This window comes from Pantoea sp. YU22 (genome assembly GCF_003970755.1).
Lineage (GTDB): Bacteria > Pseudomonadota > Gammaproteobacteria > Enterobacterales > Enterobacteriaceae > Pantoea > Pantoea piersonii.
Genome location: NZ_RYDU01000001.1, coordinates 444,181 through 463,457, shown reverse-complemented (window position 1 = coordinate 463,457; position 19,277 = coordinate 444,181). Strand labels below are relative to the sequence as shown.

The window sequence follows — 19,277 nt, the reverse complement described above, 5'->3', positions numbered from 1 at the left end:
GAGAACTATGTCATTTATCGCGGTTTTTGTGGATAGCGTCTTACTGAATGGAGAGGGTTAAATGTCTGAGGGTACACATTTTGCTATTACGTCGGGTTCGGGCCAGCAGTTAGGCGCTAACTATGACGGCGAAGGCGTTAATTTTGCCATCTTTTCCGCTCACGCCGAGCGCGTCGAGCTTTGTCTGTTTGATGAGAGCGGGCAGCATGAGATCGCCCGTCTTGAACTGCCGGAGTTTACCCATGAGGTGTGGCACGGCTATGTGCCGGGTCTCAAGCCCGGCGCGCTTTACGGCTATCGCGTCTATGGCCCTTACGATCCGGAAAACGGGCACCGCTTTAACCCCAACAAGCTGCTGATCGATCCTTACGCGCGCGAACTGGCGGGCAATATCGACTGGAACGAGGCGCACTTCGCCTACGATCTGCTGCATGAGGATAAGGACCTGACGTTCGACACGCGCGACAGCGCGCCCTTTATGCCGAAGTGCCGGGTGATCGATCCCAACGAGTTTGACTGGCAGGACAGCAACCGTCCGAATATCGCCTGGCCGAATACGGTGATTTATGAGACGCACGTTAAAGGTTTCACCCAGCTTAATTCGGCGCTGCCGGAAGCGCTGCGCGGCACCTACGAAGGGATGGGACATAAAGCTACGGTCGACTATATCAAAAGCCTGGGCATCACCTCGGTCGAGCTGCTGCCGGTGCACTGGTTCCCGGACGATCAGCACCTGCTGGATAAAGGGCTGAAAAACTTCTGGGGCTACAACTCCATCGGCTTTTTCGCGCCTGCGCCGCGCTATTACGGGCCGCGCGGCATTCAGGGCTTCCGCGATATGGTGCGCGCCTTCCACGATGCCGGTATCGAGGTGATCCTCGACGTCGTGTACAACCACACGGCGGAAGGCAACGAGCTTGGCCCAACGCTCTCGTTTAAGGGCATTGATAACTTCTCTTACTACCGCACCCTGCCCGACCAGCACCGCTACTACATCAACGATACCGGCACCGGCAATACGGTGAATACCTCGCATCCACGCGTGCTGCAGATGGTAATGGACTCGCTGCGCTACTGGGCGGAATCGATGCATATCGACGGTTTCCGCTTTGATCTGGGCACCATTTTGGGCCGCGAACCGGAAGGCTTCGACCAGCGCGGCGGCTTTTTCGACGCCATGATGCAGGATCCGGTGCTGTCGAAACTGAAGCTGATTGGCGAACCCTGGGATATCGGCCCTGGCGGCTATCAGGTTGGCGGCTTCCCGCCGGGCTGGGCGGAGTGGAACGATAAATACCGCGATACGGTGCGCGAATACTGGAAAGGCGATAACGTCTCTACCGATTTTGCCGCTCGCCTGCTCGGTTCCGGCGATCTCTACGATCAGCGCGGCCGTCGTCCCTGGGCAAGCGTCAATTTTATCACTGCCCATGATGGCTTTACGCTGAACGACCTGGTTTCCTACAACGAGAAGCACAACGAGGAGAACGGCGAGGACAACAACGACGGCCATAACGATAACCGCTCATATAACTACGGCGCGGAAGGCCCGACCGAGGATGAAGGCATTAATGCGGTGCGCGAGCGTCAAAAGCGCAACTTCCTCGCCACGCTCTTCTTCTCTCACGGTACGCCGATGCTGCTGGCAGGCGACGAGTTCGGACGCAGCCAGCTGGGCAACAACAATGGCTACTGTCAGGACAGCGAGATCTCCTGGGTGCACTGGGATAACCTGCCGGCCAGTGCGGAGGCGCTGCGCGAATTTACGCGTCACGTTATCCGCTTGCGCGCCGAGCAGCCGCTGCTGCGCCGTGAAAACTGGCGTGACGGCATGGAGATCAAATGGTTCAACGCGGGCGGCGGTTTTCAGCAGGAAGAGCAGTGGGAGGAAGGCTCAACGCTGGGCGTCTATATCGGCCGACCGGATCTGCAAGCTGAAGAAGGCATCTGGCACGATGTGCTGATGCTGATCAACCCGTTTGAAGGCACAGTGCCTTTCCGCATTCCGCAGTTTGGCGAAGGCGGCTGGGTACTGGAGCTGACCACCTCCGACAGCGATAAACATGGACTGGTGATTACCAAAGAGAAGGATTTCGAGCTGGAGGGCCGCAGTATCGCCCTGTTCCGCCGTCCCTGACCCCCTCTAATCGCACGCAGCGCCTTCAGGATCGGGGCGCTGCGTTTTTAGGGCATTTCATAATGAGAAAAAGCGATTTTAAATGTGATACACATCACAAATTAGCACTATAAGCTAAATTGTACAGCCGTTAGAAAGGGTGTACAAATTTAATTAAATTTTCTTTAAGCGGTAAGGAATTAGGCTTCGCTTGCTGACGCAGCCTTATTTTAAGGACAGGAAAAGCCAAATATTCATCTCAGATATTACATTGCAAAATCGGCATTCTCTTCCATAGTTAAAGCGCATTGAAACTCTTTTTATTTATTATTTTAAACAGAGAGGAATTGATATGACTCAGCGACGTGGTGGAGCAGGTAATTTTGCTGAAAATCCCGACAGGGCGCGGGAAGCAGGTAAAAAAGGCGGCCAGATGAGTAGCGGCAACTTTAAATATAATCGTGAACGCGCAGTCGAGGCGGGTCGAGTCGGCGGCAAACTCAGCCGTCGTTCTGCAGCAGATAAAAGTGCCAGTTAATATTAGAGAGCGCCGGGAAAACCTTTCTCGCCGCTTTATTTAAAAACGCCTTTCCCCAGGCGCTTTTTTATTTCCGCTCTTGCCTTCGCCCCGACTCAACTTAGCACTACCCCGATGAATAATTAACCACGCTCTGTCGGGCAGGCGTTATTATTTCTCTGCTTTTGTCTGGAGAATAAATATCTGCTGCCATAGCCGGCTGGCTGTGGTGCCAGCACGCGGCGCAGCACCTGAACATAATCCATTACCAGACCCGGCGTCCAGGTCATGCCTTCCGCCCGGCTGCGGATCAGGCTCAGCAGCCAGAAATCGGGATCGAGCAATACGGCGTAACCGCGTAAGCCCCGGAGTCCCAGCATGCCTTCGGTCGCGACGTCCAGCGCCTGCATGACGCTGGTCGAGCAGTTGCGCGACGTCAGGTTGTAGCGACAATCCTGGCCGTGACTCGCCCAGTAGTTTATCAGTGCCTGCTGGTTGTAATGCAGTAGCGAAAGGCGTTTATCGGGAAGGCACCAGTCCTTTATTTCCCGCTCAAGCGAAGGCTGGTGAAAGCCAGCCACGTCATTCTCTTCCCGCGCGTGCAGCATCTGCCATACGCCGCCCAGACTGCCGGTCATATCCTCAACCGGATAAAGGCTGACGTAGAGTTTGTCGCCCATCGCCAGCGAAGTATGTCCGGTTGAGACTTTGCCGCGATGATCGATGGCGGCGACCCAGCGGTCAAACCAGGGGCGACGTCCAGCAACGCTGCCCGACCCCAGCGGCGTCCAGATATAGATAGTCAGCGGCTCGCTGGCAGGCGCGTCATGGCAGGCTACGTGGCGATAATCGAATCCGTGCGGTTTACGCACCCCTTTCCGGGTAAACAGCGGCAGCGCCGCGACGCTGGTTTCTGGCGGCAAGGCGCGAATTTGCCAGACCATCTGCAGCAAGGAGAGGGCCCAGCCCAGCAGCACCACGGCAAACCCTATCGGGATCAGCACGCGATGCGGAAGCGGCCAGTTCGTCACAATCATCAGGCTGAACAGCCATTCGCCGCCGCCGATCGCCAGCTTGCTGTGCCAGCGGCGACAGCGCATCAGCGAACAGGAGATAATGCGGAAACCGCCGTCCAGGAAAAAAGCCAGCGCAAACAGCCAGGCGACGCAGCTGCCCTTTTCATGCGGCGCGGCCAGCAAAGCCGTGCCGAGCAGTAACAGCGTTAGCGCTTTGCTCTTTGCCGCCCAGCCGGTGTCGAAACCTGTCCGCGCGCGCCAGGCCTGAATTAATCCTTCAGACGTTAAAAAAACGCCCAGCAGGCAGAGCGGAACCGACAGCGTGCCGTGATAAAGGCTCTCCAGCACAATGCCCGCGCTGGCGCCGAGGCAGAGCATGCCGGCCACCAGCAGCCCTGACCAGCTGGCGCGCAGCATCGGTCCGCCCATTAATAAAAAAAGCAATCGCAGCAAGAGGTAGGCTCCCGTCAAAACAATCAACGTCCGGTTTGCCTTATAAAATGCGCTGCGGCACCGGGCATTCCTTTTCCCCTGGGCACCATCCTGACCGTTACGGCTGGCGTTATCAGTGAGTGCAGCTTACGTAATAAAGATTAGTTTTTGCTTAATTTCGCCGCTTTACGCTTGCCATTCAGGTTGCTGTCGCTCGCCTCGTGCGCCGCGCTATAAAAAAATGGCCTGAGGCGGCTTCCCGCTTCAGGCCCGATTTTTTATGCTCTCTCGCTTAGTTGCCGCGATAGGTTGAGTAGCCGTAAGGGCTGAGCAGTAGCGGTATATGGTAGTGCTGGCTGGTGTTGTCGAGGGTGAAAATCACCGGGATCTCCGGGAAGAAGGTCTTTTGCTTCACGCTGGCGTAGTAGTCGCCGGTTTTAAACACAACTTTATAGGTGCCCTGTTCCGCCTGCTTGCCCGCAGGATAAAGCGCGCTAATTCTGCCGCTGGCGTCGGTGACGCCGGTAGCGAGCGTTATCCACTTGCCGTTGAGGTTTTGATCAAGTTCAACCGACACGCCGGCGGTAGGGATGCCGGTTTGTAAATTCAGCACGTGAACGCTGATGGGATTTTTCATCGTGGCTGGCTCAGCCGCCGTCGCGGAGAAAGCGTAAGCCACAAGTGCAGTGGCACCAAAGATTGACAGCAATTTCATAAGTCGTCCTTTTTTATGTTGACGCCCACAGGTTAGGACAGCACACAGGCCAGCGTAAAAATTCGCGCTGCGTATCTGAAATTTCCGAGAACCCGCGAGGCGAGACGTCACTGCTTTAACAGGGTTAATAAAAATGATTACTTAGCCTGCTTATTTCCCTCTCGTCTGCCCTTTTGTTTTACCGACCTCGCTGGCAGCGGCGCTTTTAATTTTTCCTGTTGCTTGCCATTATGGTAATTTGCAAACAAATCCTCCTTTAAGCTTATCGATGACGACATCCCGCACATCCACCCCGCCCGCCAGGGAACGCGGCAGACCCAGGGCTTTCGATATGGACACCGCCCTTGATAACGCCATGATCGTCTTCCGGCAAAAGGGGTTCCACGCCTCGTCGGTGGCCGACCTCAGCGAAGCCATGAACCTGACAGCAGGCAGTATCTACAAAGCGTTTAAAGACAAGCGCACCCTTTTTCTGCGCGTCTTTGAGCGCTATATCAGCCTCCGCGGCACCGACCTGCGCGCCCGCCTTCAGCCGCTTCCCAGCGGCAGAGCGCGCATCGCTGAGCTGCTGCAGTTTTATCTCGACTCGGCGCGTGAAATTGAAGGACGCCGCGGCTGCCTGGTGGTGGGCAGCACCGTCGAACTGCAGAGCCTTGATGAAGAGCTGTCGGATCTGGTGCGCCAGGCGGTGCTGCGCAACCGTAATTTTCTGCTGTCGCTTATCCGGGAAGGACAGGAGGATGGATCTGTCTCTGCCGCGCTGGATGCGGAAACGGCAGCGGGCCTGCTGCTATGCGTGGCGTTCGGCATGCGCGTTGTCGGTAAAGTTCAGGATGTGACTAACGGCGCAGAAACGATTAATATGCTGCTTGGCATTCTGGATTAATACATGTGCTCTATTAGGAAATAAGAATTTCCTAAATACATTCCGCACCGAGCGCTTTTTCCGTTGGCCGAGCGCTCTGTGTTATTTCTGGTTAAACAGTAAAAGAGATAATGTATTCAAAAATTACCCGCACCCCCTTTGTTATCGCCTTTCAGGAGGCAGAGTGAACCCTAATGAAACCGCTGATAACGAAGAGGTCTATGCTTTACTCGGTCGCGTCGTGGCGCAGCTCCTGCAGCCAGGCGAAGCGCTTCCCTTACAGGAAATAATCGGCGCGCTCTACCGTACTGGTGCCAGTGCGGAAGACCCGGCAACAGAGGCGGCCTGCGAACGCGCCATCCGTCTGTTAGCCAATAAATTAAACTGAATCCCAAAAGGCAGCGACCCTCTCACTGCCCGATTTTATCTAACCTGTTGTTAACGTTGATATAGTCTGAAAGCACAAAAAATAAACGCTGGCCGTAACAGGTAATCCTGTACAACTTTGGGCAAATTGTATAACTTTAGGCCTGACTTAACTGATGATGTTTTAATCATACGGATATTTAAGGGTTGTTATGCGCCAGACCGGAGACAGACCAACTTCAGCCAGTGATATCGCCCACTACTTTAATAAGGCCGTGCTGCCATGCGAGCAGGAGACCTTAGGACGGATTGTGGTGGAGATCCTGCGCGCAGGTAAACAGCTCAACAGGAAAACACTCTGCACCAAACTGCTTGCCCGGCTGGAACTGGCGACCAGCCCGGAAGAAGAGCAGCATTATCAAAAGTTAATCAGATTGTTATTCAAGCGTTAGTTTTAATTTGCAGGTTGACCCATTGCGTTCAGCACCTGCCCGCAGCATGATTCACAGTGGAACGTGTCAGGCAGAGCCTTAATGACGGACACAGGCCGCAGGCGACCCAACGCAGACGGCTTGCTTCCAGTCACTCTGTCCCGTTAACGGGCAAACACTGTAATAAGAGATGCGGGTATGTACAGAAGTAAAATTGAAAAACTGACAGATTATGTGATTGGCGAAGCCGTTGCTGCGCTGCTTGAGCAGGATGCGTCGATCTCCGGCGCATCGCTGGCGAACCGTCTGAAAGTAATGGCGATGACGGAGAAAGACAGCGACCGGAAAGAGGCGCTGGCGCTGGCGCTGGCGGAGATACGTCAGGAATTTTCCTCGGCGCGCGCCGTTACCGAACCGCCGCCGCGTAGCTATGGCGAGCGCGCTCCGGCAAACGCGAAAAAACACTGAACTTGCAGGCCGATCGCTCACCTGGCGATCGGCAGATCCGAAAAGCGGGTGGTATAGGCTGGCGACAGCATCTCTCGCTTCATTGCCCAGCTTTTTTCAATACCCTGTCCGGCAAACCAGAGCGTTCCCCTGCCCGCCTCGTTAATATGATCCATTACCTTCATCAGCGCCTCGCTGTTGGCTCGCGGTCCATAAGGGTCAAATAGCTGCAGCTGTGCCACACCCTGACTAAAAAAATCGCCCAGCATGACCCCCGCTTTCATATAGCGATAGCCGTCCAGCCAGATGCGATCCAGCGCCTCTGTCGCGAGCCGTACGATATCGCGCGTATCGTTCGATGGCGTCAGCAGCTGTGCAGTCGCCTGATTGCCGTAACCAGCCTCATTTTTAGCGTGCGGACTGGTTTTCAAAAATACCGACACCTGACGGCAGTACTGATTTTCCTGACGCAGCCTCTCTGCGGCTTTTTCGGCATACTGACAAACCGCCTGCCGCACCTCGCTGTAATCAGTGAGGCGCGAGCCAAACGAGCGCGAGCAAACAATGTGCTGTTTTGTCGGCGTAATATCCTCCATATCAAGGCAGGACTCGCCGCGCAGCTCGCGTACCGTGCGCTCCAGCACGACGTTGAAATGTTTGCGTATCACCCATGTTGAGCTTTCGGCCAGCTGCAGCGCGTTTTCAATCCCCAGCTGCTGCAGCTTTTTGCCGATGCGTGCGCCGACGCCCCATATCTCTCCCACCGGCACCAGCGCCATGAGTTTGCGCTGCCGCTCCGCATGCGAAAGATCGACTACCCCCTTTGTCGCGGGATATTTTTTAGCGGCGTAGTTCGCCAGCTTCGCCAGCGTTTTAGTGGGCGCAATCCCTACGCCCACCTTGAGATGAATCTCTTTTTCCACGCGTTCCCGAACGGCTTGCCCAAACGCCACAAGCGGCTGACAGAAACTGACGCCGCTCAGGTTGAGAAAAGCCTCATCTATGCTGTACCTCTCTATCGCTGGTGCCATCTCCTCCAGCGTCGTCATCACCCGATGGCTCATATCAGCATAAAGTGCATAGTTTGAGCTGAATACCTGCACCCTGTGCCGGCGCAGCGTCTCTTTCAGCTGGAAAAAGGGTACACCCATGCTAATGCCGAGCGCTTTCGCCTCGTCGTTGCGGGCAATGACGCAGCCGTCGTTGTTGGACAACACCACCACGGGTACCCCTTTCAGGTCGGGGCGAAAGACGGTTTCACAGCTGGCATAAAAGCTGTTCACGTCGACCAGCGCGAACATATCAGTGTGTCGATTTAATAACGTAGGTTACTACGCCAAACACCTGCAGTCCTTCCGGCGTATGAATGGGTATGGGGCTGTGTTTACTGTTGGCAGGCATCAGTGAAAGGGAAGGATGGATTCGGAGCTGCTTAATGGTAAATTCGCCATCGATGGCAGCCACGATAATATCGCCATGTTTTGCCTTCAGCGAGGAGTCAACGACAATCATATCTCCTTCGCCTATGCCTGCTTCGATCATGGAATCGCCGCTGACGCGAAGAAAGTACGTCGCGCTGGGATGCTGCACCATTAAATGATTCAGATCGATCCGTTTTTCGATGTAATCCTGTGCCGGGGACGGAAAACCGCAGGGCACACGCTCAATGTAAAGCGGCAACGGCAACAGGTCGCGGACTTCCGCGGGGCGATATAACTTCATGAGAAAGACTCCTTCTGCTCGATACTGTATATAAATACAGTAATATCAAACTCATGATTTAATCAAGGCGCGCCGGTAGCAAAAATGTTGAACCCTCTGACGCCGAAGGAATTATTTTTTGTAAGGTTGCAGCGTCTGGCCGCGTTCTGCACAAAATCTCGTCTTAATTCAAACTGATATGGCGATTATATGACCATGTGAGCGCCTTAGAAATAATGTCTCTTTCGCCTTGTTTTTTCGCCCTTCTCGACTACTTTTCAGATTGTCATTAGCTTTACCTGCCAGTGACAACGCGATGCTGCGTTTCCCTCATTCGCCGCATCGCCTTCAATCCCTGATTGTTAATTTTTAATCGCCCAGTCAATGCTGATTCGGGCTTTTTTTTGCCCCTAGCTGTGATTCCTCTTTTTAAGCTGTATTAGTCAGGGCGTACTTTCTTTTTTCTAGCCGAAATTATTTTTAACTCTGTCATTTTAATAGAAAAAAATAACAAAATAGCTGCAAAAGTTAGAGACCTGACAATTAGAGAAGCGGGTAATTATTTATTTTGGAATGAGTGGCGGCAGTAATTAACTATGTTATGCTTAAAATGAATTCTGAGCCCAAGCCTCCACCAGAGATATTGCTCTACGAGTCCGCTTCATATCTCATATGACTCTCCCCTGCTTTGCGGGGGTATTTTTTTATTTCCCTCTGATAATCATCTCTCTTTCCTGGCCTGAACCGTTTTCCTGACAGAATGCGCCGCGTCCGCACGCTTCGTTGAAAACGCTTTTCAACAGGAAATAATGGCCCGTCCATACGAATCTGGTTATCTCGCCTGTCCGCTTTTATTTACAGAGCATTCTTAGTAATCGTTTTCAGGCCGAAAAAAACAATATTTTTCAAACACTCGTTTTAACCAGAAGGCTAATGATTAGGTATCTACATTTATCACAATGACCATTAAACGGACAATGATCTGCAGCATTGGCTATATTTAAGCGGCTCGGTAATGAAATCCACAACGTTTACTGAGCGGCTGTTACTCCAACCCCTTGCCCCCTTTTGGGGGCTTTTTTATCCTGAGGCGCGATGCATGGCTTTTTCTGCCCGTGAGGCAATAAAAAAGGCATCCCGAAGGATGCCTTAATAAGCTGATGCGCGGCTTTCCGCCCTTACCTGCACGGCAAGGAGCGAGAATATTAACGTTCGAACACGCCTGCAAGAATCATAGCGGTTTTGCAAAAAATGCATTTTGCGCCATGGGGATTAGTTTTGCACTGATCAAACGCAGAGACACGATATTGTGAGCTCTGGCAGCACGGGCATCGGAAGCGTATGGCTGAAAGGCTAATATTAAAGCCCTACAACGTTTACTGCTGACGGACCCTTCGGACCCTGTTCAACAGAAAATTCAACGCGCTGACCTTCGTCAAGCGAGCGGTAATCAGTGCCCTGGATAGCAGAAAAATGGACGAAAACGTCCTTGCTGCCATTCTCCGGAGAGATAAAACCAAAACCTTTTTCTGAGTTAAACCACTTAACGGTTCCGAAAATTTTATTCGACATAGTATATGACCTTTTAGTTAGCCTTACGGCAAAAGAGGCTGAATTGCAGAAATAAATCAGAACCTGAGGTAGACTCAAAAAGAAAGGCTTGAAGCGGCACTAACTGAGATGAGAAATACAATATGAACTAACCTTGAAGCTGTCTGCTAATCAGACCGACGGACTATTAACGCATGTCCGCCGGTCATAAGCAAGTTAAAAATAAATTTTTGTTTTATAAGAGCGCCTTACCGCACCGCTTGTCGAGCCCGTCAGCCTGTTGCCAGCTCAAAGCCGCTGTAACGGCGCCCTCTTCTTAAGGCACTGTGACGAAAATGTCGGCCGCGCTACTCCTGCTGCAGTAACACATCCCTCATCGCCTGTTCGCTGTTAAGACGCTTCCGCGTGAGGCTATTGAGTTTGACCAGCCACAGGGAATACTGTTCAACCAGCTTTTGCGCTTCGGCTTCATTTTCGGCGTAGCAAAGGAAAATTCGGCTTTTTGTATTGCTATGCTCATCAATGGCATACACTTCAAAATCCGCGCCATATTGACTGTATATGACGGCGGTAAAAGAGATTTTCTCCCATGACTCAATTTTGTTTTGAAATTGCTTATAATTCACTTTATTCACCTGATAAAAATTAATGCACTCGCCCGAAAAGAGAGTGGGCCTGGATATTATAATGCAAGCGGATAAAACATAAGTGTTCAAAAAAGTTTTCTTGCTACCAGACTTTCATTCGCCGCGCAAATTTGTTTTAAATCAAATAAAGCTGATTCTTTAAGGCAAATCGACATTTACGCCGCTGCGGCTTTTGCCGCTTCGCTATTATCAGCGTAGCGCAGTAAGCCATCCCGTCATGGTCAGACATTATCTGGCGCATCAAAGGAAGAAGGCGGTAATAACCTCCCCCCTATTATTTCAAAAGCCATAAGCCTGAAGTAAGTCGTAGTAACAGGGATCGATGTTTGCGGCCGATACCAGCCAAACTGAGATACGTAGTACCAGACTTGCAGCGGATCGCTCCCCGATTTAACCCAGTAGAAACCCTCTTTCATAAGTGGCTCGATCAGCTAGCGCTGTTTTAAAGACACTCATGAATGCCTGGCAGTGAACGGCATCTTGTAATGATGTCGTAGCGGGTTTTCCTGCGTTCATGACAACGTACCCAGAAATTAAAGAGTAGCATTCTTTATGCTGACCCACCGATAAATATAGCAGCAATAATATTTCCATAACCTGCTTACCCGTTTATTCCACTATTTAATGGTGCTTAAATTTCGTATTTTACCGCCAGTTACCGCTACAATAATCTGACTTCCCCCTTGCCAGACCCGATCAATATAAGCCTCGTCAGAGGACTGAATTTATAACAGGCCTGCAAGCAGAGCGATAATTTATCTTTGCGATGTAACAGGAAGCGGTAAATAAACTCAACGCTACCGCCACCAGCGATAAGTTCCCGATCGAAAGCTGCAGCCATAAAGCTCGCTGGCGTTTTTTCATCAGACGCGTCATAACAATCATCAGGAAGGTTACGGTCAGCACCAGTAAATACTAAGGGTTAATCGCCAGGGATTGCCTTTCAACGTCGCCTCACTGAAGTCATCAGCGGCAAGTGGGGTGACGCTGGAGCCTGATTTGCCGCTGGCGGTAAAAAACAGAACGGTGTCTGTCGCAATGCAGGCAGCGTCCTGCGAATCAGATAGCAACCGGCCTCGTATGGAAGTGGCTGCCTGCCAGCAGACTCAGCGTAGCCGCAGGAGCGAAATAATCGCTGCAAACTGACGTTACCTGTTTAAATAAAACTTGCTGACCTTCTTCCTGAGCGATTTTAACAGCGCTAAAATCTGGCAAAAAAATACCCTGCGCAAACAGGGTAAGATTTAACAAGCCAAAATACAAAGATCACATTTTGATGAGGTTGTTTGAGCCGGGTAACTTAACAACCTCAGCCGCTAATTCTAATGAGACTGGTCTTTTATTTTGTGACCTTAGTCAACTTTAGCGAAGCGGTGAATTCGTTATCTTTCTCAAATGAGAAGACGAGTTGCAAGGTTGCAAAAATGGACGCAAATGGCCTGTGTGCCGGTCCCTCTGCCTGACGCGCAGGGGCTTCCAGCGGCGCTAAAGCCATAAACAACACTGCCAGCCAGCTTCCTTTTATTTTACGCTTTCTTGATAATGAAATAACACTATGGGCAGCGATACTATTTTTTCAGCAAGGACTTATGGGTGTTGAAAAATAAAGAGTGAACCCAGAGCCATTACAGCCTGGCGATGTTTCGGTCAGTATGACAGGCTCACGCAGATGAACTTGGAATGAACCAGAATACCTGCGGTCGTTCAATTCAGCCGTGTCGCGTCAGCCTGAGCGTGCTCTACGGTTTTCTTTGCTTTTTCAAGCATTAATTGCTTTTCTTCAGCCCTACGCTTTTTTCTGCAAGGCTATCCTGATGCGCTTCTGCTTTCGTTTCTTTCAACGCCTGCTGAGCCTTCTGCGGCTCAGTCTCCGCCTTTTTGACGCTTAACGGCTGCCTGCTGCCGTTTTGATTCGCCCGCTGCGCCTGGCGCTCTTTATTGCAATTCATTTTCACTCTAGTCCGTGCGATGTTGAATCGGGACATTTCCTTCTTGTTATTGAATTTTTTAGCCTGTTCAATTTTTTTATTAAGGACTGCAATTTTATCTTTGCAGGAATCGGTCACAGCAAAAGCGAGGTGCGGCAAGGTTGCCAGTAATAGTAACAGCACTATCATTTCTTTTTTCATAGGGAGGTTAACTCCTTGTTAAAGTTGAAAGTACGAATATATCCGCTATCACCATAATCTATATCACGCGTAAAAAAGCAAAGATTATACTTACCAAAATGGCAGCCATGATAAAAAATAAGAAGATGTAAAGGGGTAAAGGTAATTTATATAGCGGCAGGATTGAGGCTTAACAATGCCAGGGAACGCCCCGCCTCGCCTGATGGTATTTATGAAGCGTTAGCTGTTTTTATAAGAAGAGGATCTAATCGCATTTATTATTTTAGCACTTTCATCTGAAGCTTTTACCCGCTGCTATTTACTGATGAAGCTGCCCAAGAAACACGTTAACTTGCCTGTGTAAGTGATTGCGGGCAGGAAATGCCCCCAATATGGCTGGCGCATAAGCTTTACAATACCCGGCAGATAAATAGCAACAGAGGAAAAGACAAGATAGCCATTGCCGTCTGAAGCGTGAAATTTACAGGGTTCTGGAAAACGATTTTGGGAAAGAATCTGGCGCATTAAAAAGCCAGCATGCCTGTAACAGCTATGCTGGCTTTAAAGTTAACTACGCTAACTTACATGTTTTCGATGATTGCGTCGCCAAACTCTGAGCATTTCAGCAGCTTAGCGCCATCCATCAGGCGTTCGAAGTCATAGGTCACGGTCTTGTTGGCGATAGCGCCTTCCATGCCTTTAACAATCAGGTCAGCCGCTTCGAACCACTGCATATGACGCAGCATCATTTCTGCAGACAGAATAACGGAACCTGGGTTCACTTTATCCTGACCAGCATATTTCGGCGCGGTGCCGTGAGTCGCTTCAAACAGCGCGCATTCGTCGCCGATGTTCGCGCCCGGTGCGATACCGATGCCGCCAACCTGCGCCGCCAGGGCGTCGGAAATATAGTCGCCGTTCAGGTTCATACAGGCGATAACGTCATATTCCGCCGGACGCAGCAGGATCTGCTGCAGGAACGCATCGGCAATGACATCTTTAACGATGATATCTTTACCGGTGTTCGGGTTTTTGATCTTCATCCACGGGCCGCCGTCCAGCAGCTCTGCGCCGAACTCTTCTTTCGCCAGCTGGTAGCCCCAGTCTTTGAATGCGCCTTCGGTGAACTTCATGATGTTGCCTTTGTGCACCAGCGTCAGAGAGTCGCGGTCATTGGTGATCGCATACTCAATCGCCGCGCGCACCAGACGTTTGGTGCCCTCTTCCGAACACGGCTTCACGCCGATGCCGCAATCCTGCGGGAAGCGGATTTTCTTCACGCCCATCTCTTCGCGCAGGAACTTGATCACTTTGTCCGCTTCGGCAGAACCCGCTTTCCACTCGATACCAGCGTAGATATCTTCAGAGTTTTCACGGAAGATCACCATATCGGTATCTTCAGGACGTTTGACCGGGCTCGGGGTGCCTTTGTAGTAGCGAACCGGACGCAGGCAAACATAGAGGTCGAGCTCCTGACGCAGCGCAACGTTCAGTGAACGGATGCCGCCGCCAACCGGCGTGGTCAGCGGGCCTTTGATAGCAACGCGATACTCTTTGATCAGGTCGAGGGTTTCCTGCGGCAGCCAGACATCCTGGCCGTAGAGCTCTACCGATTTCTCACCGGTATAGATCTCCATCCAGGAGATTTTGCGCTCGCCGTTATAGGCTTTTTTCACCGCAGCATCGACGACCTTCAGCATGACCGGAGAAACGTCAACGCCAATGCCATCACCTTCAATGTAAGGAATGATCGGGTTATTCGGCACATTGATCTTGCCCTGATCCAGGGTGATTTTCTGACCTTCCGCCGGAACAACTACTTTGCTTTCCATTAACCTCTCCTGGGCGTTTTGTTAATAAATTGTAAGATGTGACGCCATGATACTTGAATATTTACGCCGCGCCAATCGTCACCGTTTCGCGTTATAATGCGCCGATTGTCACCGACTGCAAAGCTCATGCGAAAAAGTTCTCAGCAAATTCACCAGCATAAACGCCCTGACCGCGCGCCACGCGGCGCTCAGCGCAAACCGCCGCGCCCACGCGGACCACGGCGCGTCATATTATTTAACAAACCATTCGATGTTCTGCCACAGTTTAGCGACGAGGCTGGCCGCCAGACGCTGAAGGATTTTATCCCGGTCAGCGATGTCTATGCCGCCGGTCGCCTCGATCGCGACAGCGAAGGGCTGATGGTGCTGACCAACGACGGCGCGCTACAGGCGGCGCTGACGCAGCCCGGCAAACGCACGGGTAAAATCTATTATGTTCAGGTCGAGGGCGAGCCGCAGGAGGCGGATCTCGCGGCGCTGCGCAGTGGCGTTAATCTGAAAGATGGCCCTACGCTGCCCGCAGGCATAGAAAAGGTCGACGAGCCCGCCTGGCTATGGCCGCGTCAGCCGCCGATTCGCGAACGAAAAGCGATTCCGACCAGCTGGCTCAAGGTCACGCTCTATGAGGGCCGCAACCGCCAGGTAAGGCGCATGACGGCGCATATCGGCCACCCTACACTGCGCCTTATCCGCTATGCGATGGGCGACTATCGGCTCGATGCGTTAGCGCCTGGCGAGTGGCGCGAGGCAAACGATTCGGCGTAAGGCTGTTCGTTCTTTTTTCATAACGTCAGGTTAACAATCCCGGAGGATCGATGTTTAAACCTCATGTCACCGTCGCCTGTATCGTTCAGGCCGAAGGGGAACTGTTAGTAGTAGAGGAGCGGGTTAAAGGTCGCGCCACCTGGAACCAGCCCGCCGGTCATCTGGAAGCGGACGAAACGCTGCTGGAGGCAGCCCGTCGCGAGCTGCGTGAAGAGACCGGGATTGATTGCGCACTCGACTATTTCCTCGGCGTCCAGCAGTGGATCGCGCCGGACAATACGCCTTTTGTGCGTTTTCTGTTTGGCGTTGATCTGCCCGAAAAACTGCCCACCGCCCCGCAGGACAGCGATATCGACTGCTGCTGGTGGCGCACAGCGGAGCAGATTATCGCCGCAGATAACCTGCGTTCGCCGCTGGTCGCCGAAAGCGTCAGGCTGTGGCAACAGGGCGCGCGCTATCCGCTGCATCTGATCGCGCCGTTTCAGTGGCCGTTTCACGAGGGTGCGCACCACGCCGACGCGTGATAGAATACGCCGCCTGTTTTTTTATCGTAATCAAGAGTGCGTCATGTCTGACAACAGCCAGAAAAAAGTGATCGTCGGTATGTCCGGCGGCGTCGATTCTTCCGTATCCGCCTGGTTACTGCAGCAGCAGGGCTATCAGGTAGAAGGCCTGTTCATGAAGAACTGGGAGGAAGACGACGGCGAGGAGTATTGTACTGCCGCGGACGATCTGGCGGATGCGCAGGCGGTCTGCGATAAACTCGGCATCAAACTGCATAAAATCAACTTTGCGGCAGAGTACTGGGACAATGTCTTCGAGCACTTCCTCGAAGAGTACAAAGCGGGCCGCACGCCCAATCCTGATATTCTCTGCAACAAAGAGATCAAATTTAAAGCCTTCCTGGAGTTTGCGGCAGAAGATCTCGGCGCGGACTACATCGCCACTGGCCACTACGTGCGCCGCGCGGACGTCGACGGCAAAAGCCAGCTGCTGCGCGGCCTCGACGGCAACAAAGATCAGAGCTATTTCCTCTATACGCTGAGCCATGAACAGATCGCGCAGAGCCTGTTCCCGGTGGGCGAACTGGAGAAGCCGGAGGTGCGCCGCATCGCCGAAGAGCTCGATCTCATCACCGCGAAGAAAAAGGACTCCACCGGCATCTGCTTTATCGGTGAACGCAAATTCCGCGACTTCCTTGGCCGCTATTTACCGGCGCAGCCGGGCGTGATTGAAACCGTGGATGGGCAGGTGGTCGGCGAGCATCAGGGTCTGATGTACCATACGCTGGGCCAGCGCAAGGGCCTGGGCATCGGCGGTCTGAAAGAGAGCAATGACGATCCCTGGTACGTGGTGGATAAAGACGTCGCGCGTAATCGCCTGATCGTGGCGCAAGGCGGCGACCATCCGCGCCTGATGTCAGTGGGTCTGATCGCTCAGCAGCTGCACTGGGTCGATCGCCAGCCTGTCACCGCACCGCTGCGCTGTACGGTGAAAACGCGCTATCGCCAGACAGATATTCCCTGCGAGATCGTGCCGCGCGGCGAAGATCGCATCGAGGTGCGTTTCGACGCGCCGGTCGCGGCGGTGACGCCGGGCCAGTCCGCCGTCTTCTACCTCGGCGAAGTCTGCCTCGGCGGCGGCATTATCGAAGAGCGGCTGCCGCTGACCGCGGATTGAGTCGGCTTTGCTGACGCGTAGACAGGAGTAACCGTGGCTAAAAATTATTACGACATCACGCTGGCGCTGGCGGGCATTTGTCAGGCCGCGCATCTGGTTCAGCAGCTGGCGCATCAGGGCCAGTGCCAGCCGGAAGCGCTCAACGTCTCGCTGCGCAGCGTGATTGATTTAAATCCCGGCTCGACGCTGGCGGTGTTCGGCAATGACGAAGCTAACCTGCGCCTTGGACTGGAAACGCTGATGGCGGTGCTCAACAGCAGCAGTCGTCAGGGCATGGGCGCGGAACTGACGCGCTATACGCTGAGCATGATGGTGCTGGAGCGCAAGCTGAGCGGCAATAAAACGGCGCTGGCTACCCTGGCGCAGCGCATCGGCCAGCTCGATCGCCAGCTGGCGCACTACGAACTCGGTTCGGAAACCATTACCAGCGCCATGGCCGGCATCTATGTCGATGTCATCAGCCCGCTTGGTCCGCGCATTCAGGTCACCGGCTCGCCCGCCGTCTTGCAAAACCCGCTGTTGCAGTGTCGCGTACGCGCAACGCTGCTGGCGGGCATTCGCGCCGCCGTATTGTGGCAGCAGGTCGGCGGCGGTCGCTTTCAGCTGATGTTTTCACGCCAGCGTCTGCTGGGCGAGGCAAAAACCATTTTATCCCGGCTCTCTCCGGCTTATTAAGCCGGCGAAGCCCACACTGTAAACGATTCAGGAGTTGCACTGATGGAATTATCCTCTCTGACCGCCGTCTCACCTGTCGATGGTCGTTACGGCGATAAAGTCAGCCCGCTGCGCGCCATTTTCAGCGAATACGGTTTGCTGAAGTTCCGCGTTGAGGTTGAAGTACGCTGGTTACAAAAACTGGCGGCCACCGCAGAGATCAAGGAAGTTCCTGCATTTGACGCCGACGCAAACGCTTTCCTCGACGCAATCGTTGCTAATTTCAACGAAGAGGACGCGGCACGCATCAAAACTATCGAGCGCACCACCAACCACGACGTAAAAGCGGTCGAATATTTCCTGAAAGAGAAAGTTGAGAGCGTGCCGGCGCTGCACGCGGTGTCGGAGTTTATCCACTTCGCCTGTACCTCTGAAGACATCAACAATCTGTCGCATGCGCTGATGCTGGAAAGCGCGCGCCGCGACGTGATCCTGCCCTACTGGCAGCAGATCATCGACGCGGTTAAACGTCTGGCGCACGAGTATCGCGATATTCCTCTGCTGTCGCGCACCCACGGTCAGCCAGCTACGCCTTCTACCATGGGCAAAGAGATGGCGAACGTCGCTTACCGTATGGAGCGTCAGCAGCGCCAGCTGAGTAAGATTGAGATCCTGGGCAAGATCAACGGCGCGGTAGGCAACTACAACGCACACATCGCTGCCTATCCGGAGGTGGACTGGCACCAGCTGAGCGAGCAGTTCGTCACCTCGCTGGGCATTACCTGGAACCCCTACACCACTCAGATCGAGCCGCACGACTATATCGCCGAGCTGTTTGACTGCATGGCGCGCTTCAACACCATCCTGATCGACTTCGATCGCGATATCTGGGGTTACGTCGCGCTTAACCACTTCAAACAAAAAACCATTGCGGGCGAAATCGGCTCTTCCACTATGCCGCACAAGGTCAACCCGATCGATTTCGAAAACTCCGAGGGCAACCTGGGCCTGGCGAATGCGGTAATGCAGCACCTGGCGAGCAAGCTGCCGGTATCGCGCTGGCAGCGCGACCTCACCGACTCCACGGTGCTGCGCAACCTCGGCGTCGGCGTCGGCTACGCGCTGATCGCCTATCAGGCGACGCTGAAAGGCATTTCCAAGCTGGAAGTGAACCGCGAACGTCTGCTGGACGAGCTGGATCATAACTGGGAAGTGCTGGCTGAGCCGGTTCAGACCGTGATGCGCCGCTACGGCATCGAAAAGCCGTACGAGAAGCTGAAAGAGCTGACGCGCGGCAAGCGCGTTGACGCGGCCGGCATGCAGGCCTTTATCGACAGCCTCGCGCTGCCGGAAGAGGAAAAAGCGCGCCTTAAACAGATGACGCCGGCTAACTATCTCGGCCGCGCCATCCAGATGGTCGACGATCTGAAATAA

At 53.2% G+C, this 19,277-nt stretch carries 20 protein-coding genes; 11 read left to right on the top strand and 9 right to left on the bottom strand.

Features of this window, described 5'->3' with window-relative positions:
• Window positions 1-61: 61 nt before the first annotated feature.
• Complete coding sequence (glgX, locus tag EKL29_RS02225; protein ID WP_120452149.1) at window positions 62-2,137, top strand: glycogen debranching protein GlgX; 2,076 nt, start codon at window positions 62-64, stop codon at window positions 2,135-2,137.
• 331 nt (window positions 2,138-2,468) lie between these two features.
• Complete coding sequence (locus EKL29_RS02220) at window positions 2,469-2,654, top strand: general stress protein (protein ID WP_033747833.1); 186 nt, start codon at window positions 2,469-2,471, stop codon at window positions 2,652-2,654.
• A 122-nt stretch (window positions 2,655-2,776) separates the two neighbouring features.
• Here EKL29_RS02220 and EKL29_RS02215 read toward each other — a convergent pair whose 3' ends face one another.
• Complete coding sequence (locus EKL29_RS02215; protein WP_126688741.1) at window positions 2,777-4,102, bottom strand: hypothetical protein; 1,326 nt, start codon at window positions 4,100-4,102, stop codon at window positions 2,777-2,779.
• Window positions 4,103-4,373: 271 nt separating this feature from the next.
• Window positions 4,374-4,796, bottom strand: a complete 423-nt coding sequence (uraH, locus tag EKL29_RS02210; protein ID WP_126688740.1) for a hydroxyisourate hydrolase — start codon at window positions 4,794-4,796, stop codon at window positions 4,374-4,376.
• A gap of 331 nt (window positions 4,797-5,127) precedes the next feature.
• On the opposite strand from uraH, the gene EKL29_RS02205 reads away from it, so the two are divergent.
• From EKL29_RS02205 to EKL29_RS02190, 4 genes are all read left to right on the top strand, one after another.
• Window positions 5,128-5,682 (top strand): TetR/AcrR family transcriptional regulator, encoded by a 555-nt coding sequence (locus EKL29_RS02205; RefSeq protein ID WP_371315468.1) that lies wholly within the window; start codon window positions 5,128-5,130, stop codon window positions 5,680-5,682.
• Window positions 5,683-5,845: 163 nt separating this feature from the next.
• Window positions 5,846-6,049, top strand: a complete 204-nt coding sequence (locus EKL29_RS02200; protein WP_120452141.1) for a hypothetical protein — start codon at window positions 5,846-5,848, stop codon at window positions 6,047-6,049.
• 190 nt (window positions 6,050-6,239) lie between these two features.
• Complete coding sequence (gene ycgZ, locus EKL29_RS02195; protein ID WP_120452139.1) at window positions 6,240-6,479, top strand: regulatory protein YcgZ; 240 nt, start codon at window positions 6,240-6,242, stop codon at window positions 6,477-6,479.
• A gap of 177 nt (window positions 6,480-6,656) precedes the next feature.
• Window positions 6,657-6,926, top strand: coding sequence for a hypothetical protein (locus tag EKL29_RS02190; RefSeq protein ID WP_120452137.1), 270 nt, complete (start codon window positions 6,657-6,659; stop codon window positions 6,924-6,926).
• A 17-nt stretch (window positions 6,927-6,943) separates the two neighbouring features.
• On the opposite strand, the gene umuC is transcribed toward EKL29_RS02190, so the two are convergent.
• From umuC to icd, 7 genes are all read right to left on the bottom strand, one after another.
• Entirely contained in the window at window positions 6,944-8,206 is a 1,263-nt protein-coding gene (gene umuC / locus EKL29_RS02185) for a translesion error-prone DNA polymerase V subunit UmuC (RefSeq protein WP_126688739.1), read from the bottom strand.
• A gap of 1 nt (window position 8,207) precedes the next feature.
• Entirely contained in the window at window positions 8,208-8,627 is a 420-nt protein-coding gene (gene umuD, locus EKL29_RS02180; protein ID WP_120452133.1) for a translesion error-prone DNA polymerase V autoproteolytic subunit, read from the bottom strand.
• A 1,184-nt stretch (window positions 8,628-9,811) separates the two neighbouring features.
• Window positions 9,812-9,964, bottom strand: coding sequence for a hypothetical protein (locus tag EKL29_RS23175; RefSeq protein WP_371315469.1), 153 nt, complete (start codon window positions 9,962-9,964; stop codon window positions 9,812-9,814).
• 1 nt (window position 9,965) lies between these two features.
• Window positions 9,966-10,178 (bottom strand): cold-shock protein, encoded by a 213-nt coding sequence (locus tag EKL29_RS02175; RefSeq protein ID WP_120452131.1) that lies wholly within the window; start codon window positions 10,176-10,178, stop codon window positions 9,966-9,968.
• A 326-nt stretch (window positions 10,179-10,504) separates the two neighbouring features.
• Entirely contained in the window at window positions 10,505-10,783 is a 279-nt protein-coding gene (locus EKL29_RS02170) for a hypothetical protein (protein WP_120452129.1), read from the bottom strand.
• 1,787 nt (window positions 10,784-12,570) lie between these two features.
• Window positions 12,571-12,933: a DUF1090 family protein gene (locus EKL29_RS02165; RefSeq protein ID WP_120452125.1), complete on the bottom strand. Its 363-nt coding sequence runs from the start codon at window positions 12,931-12,933 to the stop codon at window positions 12,571-12,573.
• A gap of 560 nt (window positions 12,934-13,493) precedes the next feature.
• The gene (gene icd / locus EKL29_RS02160) at window positions 13,494-14,744 is read right to left on the bottom strand and encodes an NADP-dependent isocitrate dehydrogenase (protein ID WP_120452124.1); all 1,251 of its coding nucleotides are present in this window, start codon (window positions 14,742-14,744) and stop codon (window positions 13,494-13,496) included.
• 96 nt (window positions 14,745-14,840) lie between these two features.
• Between icd and rluE the strand changes: the two genes are divergently transcribed.
• From rluE to purB, 5 genes are read left to right on the top strand one after another with little or no spacing between them, the layout of a single operon-like run.
• Complete coding sequence (rluE, locus tag EKL29_RS02155; protein WP_311778954.1) at window positions 14,841-15,509, top strand: 23S rRNA pseudouridine(2457) synthase RluE; 669 nt, start codon at window positions 14,841-14,843, stop codon at window positions 15,507-15,509.
• A gap of 50 nt (window positions 15,510-15,559) precedes the next feature.
• Entirely contained in the window at window positions 15,560-16,033 is a 474-nt protein-coding gene (locus tag EKL29_RS02150; RefSeq protein WP_120452120.1) for an NUDIX domain-containing protein, read from the top strand.
• 43 nt (window positions 16,034-16,076) lie between these two features.
• Window positions 16,077-17,189, top strand: a complete 1,113-nt coding sequence (gene mnmA / locus EKL29_RS02145; protein WP_126688737.1) for a tRNA 2-thiouridine(34) synthase MnmA — start codon at window positions 16,077-16,079, stop codon at window positions 17,187-17,189.
• 33 nt (window positions 17,190-17,222) lie between these two features.
• Entirely contained in the window at window positions 17,223-17,864 is a 642-nt protein-coding gene (gene hflD / locus EKL29_RS02140) for a high frequency lysogenization protein HflD (RefSeq protein WP_126688736.1), read from the top strand.
• Between the two features lie 42 nt (window positions 17,865-17,906).
• Window positions 17,907-19,277 (top strand): adenylosuccinate lyase, encoded by a 1,371-nt coding sequence (purB, locus tag EKL29_RS02135; protein WP_126688735.1) that lies wholly within the window; start codon window positions 17,907-17,909, stop codon window positions 19,275-19,277.

Excerpts from the sequence above, each read along its gene's own strand:
- EKL29_RS02175 (WP_120452131.1), bottom strand. The coding sequence starts at position 10,178 with ATGTCGAATAAAATTTTCGGAACCGTTAAGTGGTTTAACTCAGAAAAA.
- EKL29_RS02205 (WP_371315468.1), top strand. The coding sequence starts at position 5,128 with ATGGACACCGCCCTTGATAACGCCATGATCGTCTTCCGGCAAAAGGGG.
- mnmA (WP_126688737.1), top strand. The coding sequence starts at position 16,077 with ATGTCTGACAACAGCCAGAAAAAAGTGATCGTCGGTATGTCCGGCGGC.
- EKL29_RS02220 (WP_033747833.1), top strand. The coding sequence starts at position 2,469 with ATGACTCAGCGACGTGGTGGAGCAGGTAATTTTGCTGAAAATCCCGAC.
- umuD (WP_120452133.1), bottom strand. The coding sequence starts at position 8,627 with ATGAAGTTATATCGCCCCGCGGAAGTCCGCGACCTGTTGCCGTTGCCG.
- EKL29_RS02150 (WP_120452120.1), top strand. The coding sequence starts at position 15,560 with ATGTTTAAACCTCATGTCACCGTCGCCTGTATCGTTCAGGCCGAAGGG.
- EKL29_RS02190 (WP_120452137.1), top strand. The coding sequence starts at position 6,657 with ATGTACAGAAGTAAAATTGAAAAACTGACAGATTATGTGATTGGCGAA.
- purB (WP_126688735.1), top strand. The coding sequence starts at position 17,907 with ATGGAATTATCCTCTCTGACCGCCGTCTCACCTGTCGATGGTCGTTAC.
- uraH (WP_126688740.1), bottom strand. The coding sequence starts at position 4,796 with ATGAAATTGCTGTCAATCTTTGGTGCCACTGCACTTGTGGCTTACGCT.
- EKL29_RS02165 (WP_120452125.1), bottom strand. The coding sequence starts at position 12,933 with ATGAAAAAAGAAATGATAGTGCTGTTACTATTACTGGCAACCTTGCCG.
- glgX (WP_120452149.1), top strand. The coding sequence starts at position 62 with ATGTCTGAGGGTACACATTTTGCTATTACGTCGGGTTCGGGCCAGCAG.
- ycgZ (WP_120452139.1), top strand. The coding sequence starts at position 6,240 with ATGCGCCAGACCGGAGACAGACCAACTTCAGCCAGTGATATCGCCCAC.
- umuC (WP_126688739.1), bottom strand. The coding sequence starts at position 8,206 with ATGTTCGCGCTGGTCGACGTGAACAGCTTTTATGCCAGCTGTGAAACC.
- icd (WP_120452124.1), bottom strand. The coding sequence starts at position 14,744 with ATGGAAAGCAAAGTAGTTGTTCCGGCGGAAGGTCAGAAAATCACCCTG.
- rluE (WP_311778954.1), top strand. The coding sequence starts at position 14,841 with ATGCGCCGATTGTCACCGACTGCAAAGCTCATGCGAAAAAGTTCTCAG.